15 protein-coding genes, 1 pseudogene and 1 other annotated feature are annotated in these 15,903 nt (G+C 55.3%); of the genes and pseudogenes, 6 read left to right on the top strand and 10 right to left on the bottom strand.

Annotated features, from left to right (window positions below; all coding sequences use genetic code 11):
• Window positions 1-5: 5 nt before the first annotated feature.
• The 6 genes from hisH to hisL form a co-directional block, all read right to left on the bottom strand.
• Window positions 6-596 (bottom strand): imidazole glycerol phosphate synthase subunit HisH, encoded by a 591-nt coding sequence (gene hisH, locus AAGR22_RS14470; protein ID WP_067708371.1) that lies wholly within the window; start codon window positions 594-596, stop codon window positions 6-8.
• Entirely contained in the window at window positions 596-1,663 is a 1,068-nt protein-coding gene (gene hisB / locus AAGR22_RS14465) for a bifunctional histidinol-phosphatase/imidazoleglycerol-phosphate dehydratase HisB (RefSeq protein WP_345828170.1), read from the bottom strand. Before hisB ends, hisH begins: the two co-directional genes overlap by 1 nt.
• Window positions 1,660-2,751: a histidinol-phosphate transaminase gene (hisC, locus tag AAGR22_RS14460; protein WP_345828168.1), complete on the bottom strand. Its 1,092-nt coding sequence runs from the start codon at window positions 2,749-2,751 to the stop codon at window positions 1,660-1,662. The genes hisB and hisC overlap by 4 nt, the downstream gene beginning before the upstream one ends.
• Window positions 2,748-4,055 carry a histidinol dehydrogenase gene (gene hisD / locus AAGR22_RS14455; RefSeq protein ID WP_345828166.1) on the bottom strand — a complete coding sequence of 436 codons (1,308 nt, stop codon included), beginning with the start codon at window positions 4,053-4,055 and terminating at the stop codon, window positions 2,748-2,750. Before hisD ends, hisC begins: the two co-directional genes overlap by 4 nt.
• A 2-nt stretch (window positions 4,056-4,057) precedes the next feature.
• The gene (gene hisG, locus AAGR22_RS14450; protein WP_067708359.1) at window positions 4,058-4,957 is read right to left on the bottom strand and encodes an ATP phosphoribosyltransferase; all 900 of its coding nucleotides are present in this window, start codon (window positions 4,955-4,957) and stop codon (window positions 4,058-4,060) included.
• 79 nt (window positions 4,958-5,036) lie between these two features.
• Window positions 5,037-5,158: a sequence feature (His leader region), on the bottom strand.
• Window positions 5,134-5,181, bottom strand: coding sequence for a his operon leader peptide (gene hisL / locus AAGR22_RS14445; RefSeq protein ID WP_156485023.1), 48 nt, complete (start codon window positions 5,179-5,181; stop codon window positions 5,134-5,136). Its footprint overlaps the feature before it by 25 nt.
• A 177-nt stretch (window positions 5,182-5,358) precedes the next feature.
• On the opposite strand from hisL, the gene AAGR22_RS14440 reads away from it, so the two are divergent.
• Both AAGR22_RS14440 and AAGR22_RS14435 read left to right on the top strand, forming a co-directional pair.
• Complete coding sequence (locus tag AAGR22_RS14440) at window positions 5,359-6,186, top strand: SDR family oxidoreductase (protein WP_067708356.1); 828 nt, start codon at window positions 5,359-5,361, stop codon at window positions 6,184-6,186.
• Between the two features lie 494 nt (window positions 6,187-6,680).
• Entirely contained in the window at window positions 6,681-8,048 is a 1,368-nt protein-coding gene (locus AAGR22_RS14435) for an APC family permease (RefSeq protein ID WP_067708353.1), read from the top strand.
• Window positions 8,049-8,154: 106 nt separating this feature from the next.
• On the opposite strand, the gene sbcB is transcribed toward AAGR22_RS14435, so the two are convergent.
• Window positions 8,155-9,582: an exodeoxyribonuclease I gene (sbcB, locus tag AAGR22_RS14430; protein WP_067708348.1), complete on the bottom strand. Its 1,428-nt coding sequence runs from the start codon at window positions 9,580-9,582 to the stop codon at window positions 8,155-8,157.
• 35 nt (window positions 9,583-9,617) lie between these two features.
• Here sbcB and AAGR22_RS14425 point away from each other — a divergent pair.
• Both AAGR22_RS14425 and AAGR22_RS14420 read left to right on the top strand, forming a co-directional pair.
• Window positions 9,618-9,770: pseudogene (locus AAGR22_RS14425) on the top strand (hypothetical protein); the annotation flags it as partial.
• A 945-nt stretch (window positions 9,771-10,715) separates the two neighbouring features.
• Entirely contained in the window at window positions 10,716-11,027 is a 312-nt protein-coding gene (locus tag AAGR22_RS14420; protein ID WP_345828163.1) for a hypothetical protein, read from the top strand.
• Here AAGR22_RS14420 and AAGR22_RS14415 read toward each other — a convergent pair.
• Window positions 11,024-12,166, bottom strand: a complete 1,143-nt coding sequence (locus tag AAGR22_RS14415; protein WP_345828161.1) for an acyltransferase — start codon at window positions 12,164-12,166, stop codon at window positions 11,024-11,026. The two genes, AAGR22_RS14420 and AAGR22_RS14415, sit on opposite strands and share 4 nt — an antisense overlap.
• A gap of 269 nt (window positions 12,167-12,435) precedes the next feature.
• Between AAGR22_RS14415 and dacD the strand changes: the two genes are divergently transcribed.
• The gene (gene dacD / locus AAGR22_RS14410; RefSeq protein WP_345828160.1) at window positions 12,436-13,605 is read left to right on the top strand and encodes a serine-type D-Ala-D-Ala carboxypeptidase DacD; all 1,170 of its coding nucleotides are present in this window, start codon (window positions 12,436-12,438) and stop codon (window positions 13,603-13,605) included.
• 152 nt (window positions 13,606-13,757) lie between these two features.
• On the opposite strand, the gene AAGR22_RS14405 is transcribed toward dacD, so the two are convergent.
• Together AAGR22_RS14405 and AAGR22_RS14400 are read right to left on the bottom strand one after the other, a co-directional pair.
• Entirely contained in the window at window positions 13,758-14,228 is a 471-nt protein-coding gene (locus AAGR22_RS14405) for a DUF3237 domain-containing protein (RefSeq protein WP_345828159.1), read from the bottom strand.
• A 104-nt stretch (window positions 14,229-14,332) separates the two neighbouring features.
• A complete protein-coding gene (locus AAGR22_RS14400; protein ID WP_345828157.1) occupies window positions 14,333-14,845 on the bottom strand; it encodes a phenolic acid decarboxylase in 513 nt (170 codons plus the stop codon).
• A 95-nt stretch (window positions 14,846-14,940) separates the two neighbouring features.
• Between AAGR22_RS14400 and AAGR22_RS14395 the strand changes: the two genes are divergently transcribed.
• Window positions 14,941-15,807, top strand: a complete 867-nt coding sequence (locus AAGR22_RS14395; RefSeq protein ID WP_345828155.1) for a LysR family transcriptional regulator — start codon at window positions 14,941-14,943, stop codon at window positions 15,805-15,807.
• Window positions 15,808-15,903: the final 96 nt, after the last annotated feature.

Below are 15,903 nucleotides of genomic sequence, written 5' to 3'. Positions count from 1 at the left end.
GCCGGTTACATCTCCAGAAAGTTTTTCAGCAGCTGAGCCCCGGCGGCCCCGGAGCGCTCCGGGTGGAACTGCACGCCAAAGAAGTTATCTTTCTGCACGGCGGCGGTGAAGGCTTCGCCGTAGCTACACTGTGCGATAGTCCAGGCATTCACCGGCATGGCATAGCTGTGCACAAAGTAGAAATACGCGCCCTCAGGAATGTCGCGGAAAAGATGGTTACCGGCCTGGGCGGTGATCTGGTTCCAGCCCATATGCGGCAGCGGCAGGCCGTGATCGGTCATGCGGTTAACCGGCTGGTCGATAATGCCAAGCGTCGTGATGCCGCCGGTTTCATCGCTCTGTGAACCCAGCAGCTGCATGCCAAGGCAGATGCCCAGCACGGGCTGGGTGCAGGCCTTAATCAGGTCGATCAGCTCACGCTCGCGCAGTTGATCCATGGCCGCGCGGGCGGTGCCGACCCCGGGCAGCAGCAGCTTGTCCGCCTGGAGGACGATATCAGCCTCGCGGCTGACCTGCGGCTCATAGCCCAGCCGCTCCAGCGCCCATTTTACCGAGGAGAGATTGGCGCAGCCGGTATCCAAAATGACTACGTTCATTACAGCACTCCTTTTGAGCTGGGAAGCGTGTTGCCTTCAACGCGGATTGCCTGACGCAGCGTACGCCCAAAGGCCTTAAACAGACTCTCAACGCGGTGATGGTCGTTCTTACCTTTGGTACGCAGATGCAGGGTGCTGGCCATGGAGTAGGAGAGCGAACGGAAAAAGTGCTCCACCATCTCGGTGCTCAAATCGCCCACGCGCTGATAGTTGAATTCAGCCTTATATTCCAGATGCGGACGCCCGGAGATGTCCAGCGCGCAGCGGGCCAGGCATTCGTCCATCGGCAGCACAAAGCCAAAGCGGCCAATGCCGCGCTTGTCGCCCAGCGCTTTTAACAGCGCCTCACCCAGCGCCAGCCCGGTATCCTCAACCGTGTGGTGATCGTCAATATAGAGATCGCCTTTCACCTCCACGTTCATGCGGAAGCCGCCGTGGGTCGCAATCTGATCCAGCATGTGGTCGAAGAAGCCCACGCCGGTGTTGAAGCGGCTGTTGCCCTCACGGTCCAGCCAGACTTCCACCTTAATCTGCGTCTCTTTGGTATTTCGCTCCACGCAGGCATGGCGATCGCGCTGGGTTAACTGCTGGGCGATAGCGGGCCAGGTGAGGCCGCTGGCGGAGTAGAGCAGGCCGCCGATGGACATATTGCTGGCCAGCTCCATATCGGTGGCACGATCGCCGATGACATAGCTGTTGGCGACGTCGAGGCGACCCGATTCCAGCCAGGGGGCGACCAGACGGGTTTTCGGCTTGCGGCAGTCGCAGCCTTCATCAGGCATGTGTGGACAGATCAGGACTTCTTCAAACGCCACGCCCTGCGATTGCAGTACCTGCATCATCAGGTTATGCGGGCCGTCAAAATCCGCCTGCGGGAAGCTCTCGCTGCCCAGACCGTCCTGGTTGGTGATCATCACCAGCGAAAAGCCCGCGCTCTGTAGGGCAAGCAGGGCGGGGATGACACCCGGCTCAAAGGCCAGCTTGTCCATGCGGTCCACCTGAAAATCTTCCGGTGGCTCAGAAATAATGGTGCCGTCACGATCGATAAAAAGGACTTTCTTACTCATGCTTGCTCCCTGGAAGCGGCGGTACCCGGTAAATTTCTTAGCGCGGCGATCACGCGGTTGCACTCCTCACGGGTGCCGATAGTAATGCGCAGGCAGCCGGAAAGGCCGGGCTGTCGGGACTGGTCACGCAGGATAATGCCCTGTTCCCACAGGGTTTTAAATGCCAGACTGGTGGCAGTAAAGCGGGCCAGTACGTAGTTGGTATTACTGGTAAAGACCTCTTCCACACAGTCACAGCGGCGCAGCTGGCCTATCAGCTCCTCGCGGGTGGCGACCAGTTCGCTAACGTGCTGTTTCATCAGCGCCACGCCCTGTTCGCTCAGCGCCTGGGCCGCGATGTCGGCTACCGGGGTTGAGAGCGGATAGGGGGCAATCACCTTCATTAGCAGCGTAATGACCTCCGCATTCGCCAGCGTAAAGCCGCAGCGCAGCCCGGCCAGCGCGAACGCTTTTGACAGCGTACGCAGTACCACCAGGTGCGGGTAGTCTTTCAGCCAGCCCGCGACGGAGGCTGACGGACAGAATTCAATATAGGCTTCATCAGCGACGACCAGCGCTTTGCCCCGCGTCATCTCCAGCAGCTGGCGCAGATCGTCCGGGTTGACCAGGTTGCCGGTAGGGTTATTCGGGCTGCAAACGTAGACCACCTTCACGCCGTCCAGCCGTTCCGCGATGGCGGGCAGGTTTAGCTGCCAGTCCTCGCGGGCTTCTACCGTACGGACTTCCACGCCAATGGTTTCCGCGCTGACGGCATACATCCCATAGGTGGGTGGGCAGAAGAGTACCGCATCCTGACCCGGCTCGCAGAAGGCACGGATCACCAGCTCAATGCCTTCATCGGCGCCACGGCAGACCAGCACCTGATCCGTGGCCAGGCCGGCATAGCGGGCGTAACGTTCAATAACCTGCTTTGGCTGACACTCTGGGTAGCGGTTCAGCGTGTTCTGGCTGAGCTCAAAAGGCACCGCCAGCGGGTACTCATTGGCATTTAGCCAGACGTCGCCGTTGCCGCCAAGGCGTCGCGCGGAAAGATAAGGCGTCAGCGCACGCACGTTCGCTCGGGCAAGTTCTTCTATAGAGGTGCTCACTGTTTCTCCTTTAGCGCGGCAACGCGCAGCGTAACGGCATTTTTATGGGCGGTCAGCTGTTCTGCCGCAGCCAGAATCTCAATGGTCGGCGCCAGGTTTAAAAAACCCTGAGGCGTCAGCTCCTGCACCGTCATGCGCTTCTGAAAATCTGCCAGGCCCAGGCTGGAGCAGGTGGCGGTATAGCCATAGGTTGGCAGCACATGGTTAGTGCCGGACGCATAGTCCCCGGCTGACTCCGGCGACCAGTCGCCGAGGAACACCGATCCGGCGCTGGTGATGCCGTCTACCAGTTCACGCGCCTGGCGCGTCTGAATAATCAGGTGCTCCGGCCCATAGCGATTGCTGATCTCCACGCACTGCGCCAGGTCAGCGGCGACAATCAGGCGGCTGCTCTCCAGCGCCTTACGGGCCGTCTCTGCACGGGGCAGGGCAGCGAGCTGATTTTCGACCGCCTGCGCCACCGCTGTTGCCATCTGCCGTGAGGGCGTTAGCAGGATCACCTGCGAATCCGCCCCGTGCTCAGCCTGCGAAAGCAGGTCGGAGGCGACAAAATCCGGCGTCGCCTGCTCGTCGGCAATCACCAGCACCTCTGACGGTCCGGCAGGCATATCAATCGTCGCCCCGTCCAGCCGCTGGCTGACCTGCCGTTTGGCTTCAGTCACATAAGCATTGCCCGGCCCGAAGATTTTGTCCACCCGGGGCACGGAGGCGGTGCCAAATGCCATGGCGGCGATAGCCTGCGCGCCACCGACCTGAAACACCTCCTGTACGCCGCAGAGCTTAGCGGCATAGAGGATTTCATCGGCAATCGGCGGCGGTGAACAGAGCACCACGCGCCCACATCCCGCAATCCGCGCCGGCGTGGCCAGCATCAGCACGGTAGAGAACAGCGGCGCCGACCCGCCGGGAATATAGAGGCCGACGGAGGCCAGCGGGCGGGTGACCTGCTGGCAGCGCACGCCCGGTTGGGTTTCGATATCTATCTTTGGCAGGATCTGCGCCTGGTGGAAGGTATCGATATTGCTTACGGCAACGGCCATCGCCTGTTTGAGCGCATCGCTGAGCCGATCGGCTGCGGCATCCATCTCCGCCCCGGAGACGCGCAGTGCATCTGGCTGGGTTTTATCGAAGGCCGCGCTGTAAAAACGCAGCGCCTCGTCCCCTTGAGCTTTTACCCGGTCGAGGATCTCGCGCACGGTATGAGTAATATTTTCTGCGGCAAAGAGTGCCGGGCGCGCCAGCAGCGTCTGCTGCTCATCCGCGCTACAGGCCTGCCAGTCAATGGGCGTCGCGAAATTAGCCATGGTTACTCCATCATCTTCTCAATAGGGAGCACGAGGATAGAACTGGCACCCAGCGCTTTTAGTTTTTCCATGGTTTCCCAGAACAGGGTTTCGCTGCTGACCATGTGCATGGCCACGCGGCTCTTATCGCCCGCCAGCGGCAGCACGGTAGGGCGCTCTGCGCCCGGCAGCAGGGAAATAATGTCATCCAGGCGCTCGCTCGGCGCATGCAGCATGATGTATTTAGATTCACGCGCCTGAATCACCCCCTGAATACGGGTCATCAGCTTGTCGATTAGCGCCTGCTTAGCGGCGGGCATCTCGCCATCGCGCTGGATCAGGCAGGCTTTGGAGCGGTAAATCACCTCGACCTCACGCAGGCCGTTGGCCTCCAGCGTCGCGCCGGTAGAGACCAGGTCGCAGATCGCATCGGCCAGTCCGGCGCGCGGGGCCACTTCTACTGAGCCATTCAGCAGGCAGGATTTGAAGGCCACGTTCTGTTTATCGAGGTATTTTTTCAGCAGGTGCGGATAGGAGGTGGCGATTCGGGAGTTTTGTAAACACTGCGGGCCACTGTACTCATCGTCAACCGGCATCGCCAGCGACAGGCGGCAGCCACCGAAATCAAGGCGACGCAGGGTAAAATAGCGGGGATCTTCACCCTGTGCACGGCGGGTCAGCAGCTCCTCTTCCAGCACGTTTTCACCGATGATCCCCAGGTCAACCACGCCGTCCATCACCAGGCCGGGAATATCGTCATCACGTACGCGCAGGATATCTATGGGCATGTTCTCGGCGAAGGCGATCAGCCGCTGCTGCTGAAGGTTAATTTTAATGCCGCAGCGGGAAAGCAGTTCGCGTGAATCATCGCTTAAACGGCCAGATTTCTGCATAGCTATGCGTAAACGGGTGTTATCTAACATCGGTAATTATCCTCATATCCTGTCTGCTGCTACCTGCGGTTATCGCCAGTTCATCTCTTCTTACCCGGATGACGCCCATAAAAAAAGCCCCCGGGAGAGGATCTTCCGGGGGCTTCTCTTGCGTTCTGCACCACTGGAAGATCCTAAACGTCTTCCAGCACACATCGCCTGAAAGACTAGTCAGGGTGATGGTGATGATGGTGAGTAAACTGAACGCGTGTCATAAATTATCCTGGATGAATGTATATTCATTTCGTGTCCATTAACCTAACCAGGATAAACGCCTCGCGCAACCCTTTTTTGTCAACGGCGAAAAGATTTGCTCACCAACTGAATATTGTCAGCGGGCGCGGGCTGGCGTAATTTTAAGGAATGATATGGATGACTTCTGGAGTCACAGGATGAAGAGAGTAGCGATAGTAGGTTTAGGCTGGTTAGGTATGCCGCTGGGATTGGCATTAACCGCGCGCGGCTGGCAGGTCACCGGCAGTAAAACAACGCAGGACGGCGTTGATGCGGCCCGCATGTGCGGCATCGACAGCTACCTGTTGCAGCTGACGCCCGATCTGCTGTGTGATGCTGACGATCTCGATGCGTTAATGAAGGTTGATGCGCTGGTGATTACGCTGCCCGCCAGCCGAACCGCCGCAGGGGGAGAGGGCTATCTGCTCGCGGTGCAGCAGATCGTTGATACCGCGCTGGCCTATGCTGTTCCCAGGATTATCTTCACCAGCTCAACGTCGGTTTACGGCGGCAGCGCCGGAGTGAAGAAGGAGAGCAGCCCGCTTATGCCAGTGACGGATGCGGGCAAAACGCTGAGAGAACTGGAAGACTGGCTGCATCAGCTGCCCGGCACCTCGGTTGATATTCTGCGGCTTTCCGGGCTGGTGGGACCAGACCGCCATCCGGGCCGCTTTCTGGCGGGTAAAACCAATCTGGCCGACGGGCAGCACGGCGTTAATCTGGTGCATCTGGATGACGTTATCGAAGCCATTACCCTGCTGCTGCAGACGCCGAAGGGCGGGCACATCTACAACCTGAGTGCGCCCGCGCATCCTGCCCGCAGCGAATTTTACCCGCTGGTGGCGCGCCAGCTTGGCCTGACGCCGCCAACCTTCCTGCCGGAGACCGACAGCGATGCGGGGAAAATCATCGACGGCAGTAAGATTTGCCACGAGCTGGGGTTTGATTATGCCTGGCCCGATCCGGTGAAAATGCCGCTTCTCTGAATCGAGGGTGAAATATCAGTACGACAGGGCGCTGGCGAAATGAACTGGCGCATTTATTCTCTTATTAAATACTCAACTTTCTTATTAAATACTCACTTTTCTCAGAAAGAAAAAAGAAATTCTACCCCCACGCCTTAACCGCTTGTCTTATACCCTGTGACCAGGGCAGAATACGCGCCCTGGAAATTGACATTTACTCACGTCGGTCAGTTTGCAGGTAAACCTAATCGCATTTAAGAGGCCGGTCCAGAACCGGATAGATACAGTCTGGTACACGCAAAAACGTGTCATGTTGAGGAATTAAAAGATGGGGCAACACTTCATTACTCCGGTCCGCGCCGGCTATCGCCTGCGTGATGACTACGGCGCCGCTGCAGGTTATCTCTCCACCCCCGCCTGCCACACCGTTACCCCTCTTGATAAGTACGCTCGCACAACGCGAAGTTTCCCCGTGGTTCAACCCAGACAGGTTGATGCTATGGGGAGGCTGAATCATGTCGCTTGATACCCAAAATCGTGCGACCCCGTCGCGCCCTGGCCTGAAAAAAACTCTTACTCTGTTACCGGTCGTCATGATGGGCCTTGCCTATATGCAGCCGATGACCCTGTTTGATACCTTTGGCATTGTCTCCGGTCTGACCGACGGCCATGTTGCAACGGCGTATGCCTTTGCGCTGGTGGCGATCCTCTTTACTGCGCTGAGCTATGGTAAGCTGGTACGCCGCTTCCCCTCTGCGGGCTCCGCTTATACCTATGCGCAGAAAGCCATCAGCCCGCACGTCGGCTTTATGGTCGGCTGGTCATCGCTGCTGGACTACCTGTTTATGCCGATGATCAATATCCTGCTGGCGAAAATCTATTTTGAAGCGCTGGTGCCGGGTATTCCGTCGTGGATTTTCGTGGTGATGCTGGTCGGCTTTATGACCCTTTCTAACCTGAAAGGCATTAAGACCGTGGCCAACTTTAACAGCGTGATCGTGGTGCTCCAGGTGGCGGTGATGGCGGTTATCATGGCGATGGTGATCTACGGCGTGGCTCACGGCGAAGGAAGCGGTACGCTGGTCAGCAGCCGACCATTCTGGACGGAGAATGCGCATGTGGTGCCGATGATCACCGGTGCGACGATCCTCTGTTTCTCGTTCCTTGGCTTCGACGGCATCAGCTCACTTTCTGAGGAGACGAAGGATGCAGAACGGGTTATCCCGAAGGCGATCTTCCTGACGGCGCTGATTGGTGGGGTGATCTTTATTGTGGTCTCCTATTTCCTGCAGCTCTACTTCCCGGATATCTCACGCTTTAAAGATCCTGATGCCTCGCAGCCGGAAATCATGCTTTACGTGGCGGGCAAAGCCTTCCAGTTTGGCATTCTGATCTTCTCGTGCATCACCGTCCTGGCGTCGGGTATGGCAGCGCATGCGGGCGTATCCCGTCTGATGTATGTGATGGGCCGCGATGGCGTTTTCCCGAAAAGTTTCTTTGGTTACGTCCATCCGAAATGGCGGACGCCTGCGCTGAACGTACTGCTGGTGGGCGTCATTGCGCTTTCAGCCATTACCTTTGACCTGGTCACCGCGACGGCGCTGATCAACTTTGGTGCGCTGGTGGCCTTTTCCTTCGTTAACCTGTCGGTAATTTCCCAGTTCTGGATCCGTGAAGGGCGTAACAAGACGCTGAAAGACAATATTAACTTTCTGCTGCTGCCGCTGTGCGGCGCGCTGACGGTGGGCGCGCTGTGGATTAACCTGGAAGAGAGTTCGATGGTGCTGGGGCTGATTTGGGGCACCATTGGCCTGATTTATCTGGCCTTTGTGACCCGTCGCTTCCGTAACCCGGTACCGCAGTGGACCGAAGAACCGATGTAAGCCGTTCCGGCTAACGACTAAAGGGCGCTCCGGCGCCCTTTTTGTATTTTTAATCTACCGTTCATCGACCTGGCCGCAGCGTTAGGCAGACTCCGGCTATCCAGCCTCAGGAGACCAGCTCGCGCGCATAGTCAAACAGCGCCTTAAGCTGATCCATCTTCGCTTTATCTCCCTCGTACTGGTTATAGAGCATCTCAAGCTCCTGCACGTAGCTCTGCACCCGCTCAGGATCCAGCGCGCTACGGCGATGCTCCAGCCAGCGCTTCTGCTCGGCCTCATCCAGCGTGCCGGGGAAGTTGCGTGCGCGGTAGCGGAACAGCAGTTTATCGATGCGCGCGTCGTTAAAGGTCAGGTCCAGTGCCGGGAGATTTTCAGGTGCCGTATCGCGGATAATATTCATCGCCGAGCGGTCGGCGTCGCTGAAAAAGCCGTCATAGAGCTGGGCATCGACGTCATCAGAGGGTTTAAATGGCTCAGCCTCGGCAAACAGCGCCACCACCTTTTCCCGGATCTCCGGATGCTGACGTAGCAGGGCCAGATTATCCAGGCAGCGCTGGCGGTCGACGCCCAGGCGCTCTGCATCTTCAGGGCGTAGCGTACTGGCGGGGGCTACCACCGGGCACTTATTGATATGCACCAGCTTAACCGGGACCGGTGAGGCTTCGCCCAGCTCATCGCGGCGGGTATAAAGCCGCTCGCGCAGCGCATCGGCATCCAGTTCCAGCAGCGGGCTGATATCGCCGGCCAGATCGCAGGCGATCAGCGCGTTCTTATTCACCGGATGCCAGGCAAGCGGGGCTATCCAGCTGGTATTGCCGCGAAACGCGCCAAACATTCCCGAGATATGCACCAGCGGCTTCATCTGTGGAATATCAATCAGCGTCATGATTTTTTGCTTATTGCGGTGGCTGAACAGGAAGTCATAAAGACGCGGCTGCGCCTCCTTTACCCGCTTAGCCATCGCGATGGTGGCGTAAACGTCCGACATCGCGTCGTGAGCGTTCTCATGAGCCACGCCGTTGGCTTTGGTCAGATGCTCCAGTCGGAAGCTGGGAAAGCCATCGTCATTCTCTGGCCAGACAATGCCTTCAGGCCGTAAGGCGTAGCATGCGCGCATCACGTCCAGCAGGTCCCAGCGGCTGTTACCATTCTGCCAGCTCCAGCCATAGGGATCATAAAAGTTGCGATACAGCAGATTGCGGGTCACTTCATCATCAAAGCGTACGTTGTTGTAGCCCACCACGCAGGTACCCGGCTCGCTAAAAAGCGCGTGGATGCGCCGGGTAAACGCCGCCTCGCTGATGCCCTTCGCCTGTGCCAGCTGCGGGGTAATACCGGTGATCATCACCGCCTCCGGCTGGGGCAGGTAATCATCCGCTGGCTGACAGTAGAACACTTCAGGTTCACCAATAATGTTGAAGTCCATATCGGTACGGATGCCGGCAAACTGTGCTGGGCGGTCCAGCGACGGGCTTTTGCCGAAGGTTTCATAGTCGTGAAACAGGAATGTTGGCTGTACTGGTTTGTCTTTCACTGTGTAGAGTCGCCTTCGGTTACTAAATTAGGTGCATGAATTTACTGAAATTAATAAATATCCCGCTGATTTTCGGCGGCATTTTCACCTCAGCCATCTGTGACACCACGCTTCGCTATCCATATGGTAAACCATATTCCGGTACACCTGAAATAACTGATTCAGACGGCCCAGGAGTCTGTTTGAGTTGACCACGACAGGGCTGGATTACACATAGTTCAGCGTGAAGTGGTGAAGCTCGCCGTACCAGGTAACAGCTTAACAGGAGAAGACGCTATACAACCTCGTACCGAAACCCACTTTGTAAGACAACAATGCTCACACTGTGCCGGGAAAGGCACAGCTGCTTCCCTCTGCTGTTGCAATGGGGCTGGAGTGCAGAGATTTAACAAAATCAGCGCGGCAGGGCACACAAGTGAATCAGGAATGTGGAAATTGCACTGGGCGAGAGTTTAAGCTCTTATCCGCCAGCCCGACATTTCAGGCTGTATCATTTCTAATACTCGATTTTACTTAACATCAGGGTCATTATACTGGTAGTTAATTTACGAAAAGCGGGTGGCGAGATGCGAGATTGAGGAGAGCCATGTCGATGCTGTATTATGTAATGTAACAAAATAGTATGGGTATTGCATAAAAGTTGTTTGTTTAGCCTTAATAGTGGCGACTCTACGTATGTATAACGCAGAAATTAAAATCCTCGTAATGTAATGGACCTGTAAGCCAATCTGACTGTCTGGTAATGTCACTATAAATTAGTGATTTATCCATTTTTTTATTATCATAATAACGCTTACAAAAAAGATGATGGCTTGTTGCGCACGCGATAAGTTTGTTTTAGATTTTTAAATCAAGAAAGGCTTTATTAAAAGGAGCTCCCGTGACGCCAATAACATTTTCAGTCATGGCTATAATAATGTGGTTTTGGAAAAGGAAAGTAACATTCAGTCATAAGCAGATCGGGATCATGATTTTTGTTCCAGCGTTTATAAATATCTTTTTCCCTCTGCATCTCTTTACTAATGAAAGAAATGCTTTGCCGTTAAGGAATTATTTGTTATCGATATCCCACAACCTGATAATTTCAATAGTTATCAGTTTTATTACTGTTCTTATAATAAGGATGATTAAAAATGAGAGAGATACATAGTTATGACATGAATATTTCTGGCGCAGGCTATCCCAGCAATGGTCAAATTCCTGGTGGTATAACAGAAAGTATGCTGTGGGGTGCCGGGTTGGGATTTTTGTTTACCGGGCCATTCGCGCCAGCAGGTGCTGCTTCCGGTGCTTTAGGTGGAGCACTCCAGTATGTAATCCAAAACGCCATTAATGGCGGCCCTGTTCCTGTAATCATGCCAAACTTTCCAATGGGGCCCTCATGGAATGCCCGGTTAATGGATTTCTCCAACACATTGCGTGCTGGAGAAGTCGAAAATGCCTAACCGACCTGTTCAACCGGACGCGGTGCCAGCACCTTCTTACCCAGCAGAATGCCTGGCTTCTCTACAAACTTATATAGCAGCGAGGCCAGCGCGTAGGTAATGGGAATGCATATCGCGCAGATTGTTGCGAAACGCACGATGTCACTTTTATTACCCAGGCTGGTATGAGACAGCATCAGGGCGATAGCAGGAATGACAATCAGCAGATGCAGCAGATAAACGGAAAATGAAACATCCCCCAGCCAGGTACTCAGGCGGTTATTCAGCAGCCTGCGGGGCAGGGCGATAAGACGGGCCATCAGGCCATCAGGGGCGTACTGCCACAGAATCGCGGCCATGCCCACGATCATCAGCACTTCCATTATTACCTGTAGCTTAATGGCCTGCAGACCAATCACCACGCTGGCAACCGGCCCCAGCAGGGCAAAAGCCACATAGAGCAGGGCCTTACGGCGTACCGCTTCAGCCAGCAGCATTCCAGACAGGAACATATTCAGCTTAATCAGAATCATTGACGGCATCACGAAGGCTTCATAATAGTCGGCCAGCAGATAGCGGCCCACGCAGCACAGCGCCATAATGCCTATTAGCGAGGCGGCATACCCGAAACGCAGCACCACCAGCATAATAAACGGGAACAGCGCGTAGAACTGCATCTCAAGCCCGATGCTCCAGTCCGGCAGCACCGTATTAAAGCCATAAGCAGGTAGCAGACCAAACAGAAAGCTGAAATGCGTCAGAATATTGGCCAGTGACTGGTCAGAATATCGGGAGGATTCGGTGGCGGTAGCGGAATAAAACTGGGCGATGGTATCGCGCATTTCGCCAAACCACGGGCCATATATTAGCGCCACGATCAGCAGTAAATAGTAAAGCGGCGCGATGCGGAAGAAGCGGCGGATCCAGAATTTCTTAATGGTCGTGGCGCTTTGCCAGGGTTCTTTTTGCTGACGCTCGACGTAGTTTTTCGCCATCAGGTAACCGGAAAGCAGGATAAAGAGATCGACGCCAATGCCGGGCGATGATATCAGCGTAATATGACAGTGAATCAGCAGGCTGATATGTCCAACCAGTACCCAGAGTGAGGCAATGCCACGCAGCCCCTCCAGTTCCGTAGACCAACCCCGTGTTGCAGACATACCTATCCCTCAATTGTAAGTTTTTCGTCAGTGAACGGTAAAGGAGCGACGCGGAGAAACAAGGTCAACTGTTCCTAAAGTGAAACTTATCAGATTATCCCTGGTACTGATTTTTCCTCTGGTCCTGAAGACTGAAAACCGCCCCAACGGCCAGGGCAGGCTAATCGGCTGAAAATTAATATTTTCTTGCAATTTATTAACACACTGGCGCGCCGGATACCGTACAACGGGCTGTTTTTTTTCTACAGCACATTATTGAGGGTTTACCGGTGAAGAAGCGTCAGCTTGCAAGTTTAAGTATGGTCCTGGCTTTTGCCTCCCTGGCGCAGGCCGATGAAAATCCGTTAGCCTTTCCGATGACGGCTCCGGCAATTGATGCCGCCTCGTGGGTTCTGATGGATGCGACCACCGGTCAGGTGCTGACCGCAGGTAACGCCGATGAGCGCCGCAATCCCGCCAGCCTGACAAAACTGATGACCGGTTATGTGGTCGATCGCGCTATCGACAGCAAGCGAATTACCCGTGACGACATGGTTACCGTCGGCAATGACGCCTGGGCGGCGGGGAATCCGGTGTTTAAAGGATCATCGCTGATGTTTCTTAAGCCGGGGGAAAAAGTGTCCGTACGCGACCTGAGTCGGGGCGTAATCATTGACTCCGGCAACGATGCCTGCGTGGCGCTGGCGGATTACGTCGCGGGCAGTCAGGCGGCGTTTGTGACGCAGATGAACCAGTACGTCCAGAAGCTGGGGCTGACCAATACCCATTTTGAAACCGTGCACGGACTCGATGCTCCCGGTCAGTACACGACGGCGGGCGATCTGGCGAAGCTTTCGCGCGCCATCATCTACGGTGAGCCCGATTTTTATCAGATGTACGGTGAAAAATCCCTCAGCTGGAACGGCATTACTCAGCAAAATCGTAACGGTTTATTATGGGATAAAACCCTGCACGTGGATGGTCTGAAAACCGGCCATACGGAGAGCGCAGGCTTCAATATTATCGCCTCCAGCGTGGACGGCCAGCGCCGCCTGATTGCGGTTATTATGGGCGGGAAAAGTTCGAAGGGCAGGGAAGAGCAGGCGCGCAAGCTGCTGGTCTGGGGCCAGAACAATTTTGATACCGTCCAGCTGTTCCATGCGGGTAAAGAAATTGGCCATGAAAACGTCTGGTATGGCAATCCTCACCAGGTCAGCGTCGGCAGTGATAAAGACGTCTATCTGGCGCTGCCACGGGACGAAGTGAAAAAGATTAAGGCGAAGTACGTGATTGAGCGTAAGGACCTTAAAGCGCCGCTCAGGCTCAACGAGCAGGTCGGCACCATTCAGCTGGTGGACGGCGACAAGCAGCTGGCCTCTTATCCGCTGGTCACCCTACAGGCGGTAAATGAAGCGGGCGTGGTGACGCGTATTGAAGACTACATTAAGCAGAAGCTGTAACCTCAGCCTCGGTCCAGGGTAGCCCCTCAGCTGCGCCGATGAGCGAAGCTGGCCGGGCTGCTTTTAGCCACCTGTTTCAAGCGGAGCGGACAGGTCAGCTATTAGCTGCATAGCTTAGCGAAGCTGGCCGGGCTGCCGTTAGCCGCGTAGTTTTAGCGAAGCTGATAAAACGCCATTACCAGCCCGTCGTCACCACGCGCCCCCCGGCCAATGAATATCTCTTTCTGCAAAAATGAGAGCGCGTCATCAGCGACCTCAAAGGTCGGGGTGGTGAAAAAATAGATCTCATCGGGCGGGATAGTTGAGAAAAAAGCCATATCATCAGCAAACAGCTGCGGCAGATACCTTGCAGGCACCCGGCGTATACCGTTGTTTTCGATAAAAAAGCGTTTGCCGTCCTCCGTTTCCACACCATAGCGGGCAGAGAGGCGGCAAACCCCTTCACGGTCAATTACCTGGCTGTCCATGCCGCCGGGCAGGATCCTTCCCCTCAGCCTTCCCATCATCTCACCGCCTGATATGGGAATAATCTGTCTTTTTAGCTTACCCGGATCGTTGAAAATAACGATGGGGCGATCCACGCGGATAGTCAGCGTAATAAATAACTCAAGGGACGGATGCATGATGACTCCCGGCGGACGCAGTGATTGGATCAGTCAGAAGGATAACTGCGAAATACAGGGGCGACGCCCTGGTGTTTCCGTCAGTTATTCACTTCGAATGCCCTTTAGTTTTCCAGGTTCTCAGGGAAATCAGCGGGTAATTCGCTCGCCGCGCAGGCAATGACGCTGTCGTTATCCACGCCGCAGTCGCGAACAAAGGTAATGGTGGCAAACTCGTCAATCACCTCGGTAGGATAGGCCGGGCCGGTATCCCGATAACGCTGCATCTCTGCCAGATGATCATTCTGGAAACAGACGGTTTTTTCAGGATTATTCATGACCCAGCGCGGGAAAAAGATGGTGCCGTGGAACAGCTTATCGCTCAGATTGACGATCAGGCTGACGTCAGTACCGGTAGGTTCTGTCCAGGAAACTTTGTAGATCTGGGTTCCGACGCGCACCACATACACATGCTGGTCTTTCACCCAGCGATTTCCCACCAGGCCGCTGTGGATGCGGTAATCAATAGTCTCTTTATTTTTAACGTACAGCTCATAGTTCCAGCCGTTATCGTAGGTATAAACCAGGTGTTTACCGACAATACCGTCAAGATTATGTTTATCGAATGTGCTCATCATTACTCCTCCTGTTGGCGTAGAATCAGTCTATCTCTTCATTTTATTAATGAATAATGCTAATTTTGGATGATACTCATTCATAATTTAGATGAATAATGCATAAGTCGACGCTCGAACAGTGGAGCCTGCTCAACGAAGTGGTGAGACAGGGTAGTTTTGCCCGGGCTGCCGAGGTGACCAACAGAAGTCAGTCTTCCGTTAGCTACAACCTGGCCTTGCTACAGGAACGATTAGGCGTGACGCTGCTGGAGCCGCAGGGGCGCAGAACGGTGCTTACGCCTGCTGGCGCGCTGTTGCTGGCCCAGGTGCGGCCGCTGCTTAAAGCCTTTGATTATGTAGAATCTCACGCCGCCTCATTGCGCGACGGCATCCGCACCCGACTGGAGCTGGTGGTGGACAGTATTTTCCCGCGCAGCAGGCTGTTTTCCGCGCTGCGGCAGTTCCAGCACCTGCATCCACATACGCAGATCAACCTTACGGAAGTACTGGAAACCTGGACCGGCAGCGGTGCCGAAGCGGATGTGATGGTCATGACGCGCCGCCAGGATATGACCGGGCGCGGTGAATGGCTGATGAACATCGATTTCGTTGCCGTGGCGCATCGCGATCACCCGCTGCATCATCAGGCGGAGAGGCTTACTGAGGAAACCCTGAGGCAATACCCTCTGATACGCATTGCGGAAAGAGAGCAGCCGCCGGTGCAGGATGAAAGCAGCAGTAGCGAATCCTGGACCTTTTCCACCATCGAGGCAGCCATTGAGGCCGTTATGCATCAGGTTGGCTATGGCTGGCTACCGGAGGAGCGCATCATGCAGCATCTGAATGCGGGTAGGATGAAAATTTTGCCGTTGCAGAGCGGTATTCGCCGAGCGACGCCACTCCATCTGATCGTAAAAAAGGACATTATCAACATTGATTCCCAGATGCAGACCCTGCTTGAGCTGCTGAGGAAGAGTGCCTGAAACCCCGGCGGAGCGGGACCGAGTACGCTTTTTAGCCGATGTCGCCAGCCGGTTGCGAAAGAAAATAAGACGGGAGTCTGGTACGTAGAGTTTTCG

Origin of the sequence: Erwinia sp. HDF1-3R (genome assembly GCF_039621855.1) — a bacterium.
Lineage (GTDB): Bacteria > Pseudomonadota > Gammaproteobacteria > Enterobacterales > Enterobacteriaceae > Erwinia.
The sequence above is the reverse complement of the archived record's forward strand: the minus strand, read 5'-3'. Positions and strand labels throughout refer to the sequence as shown.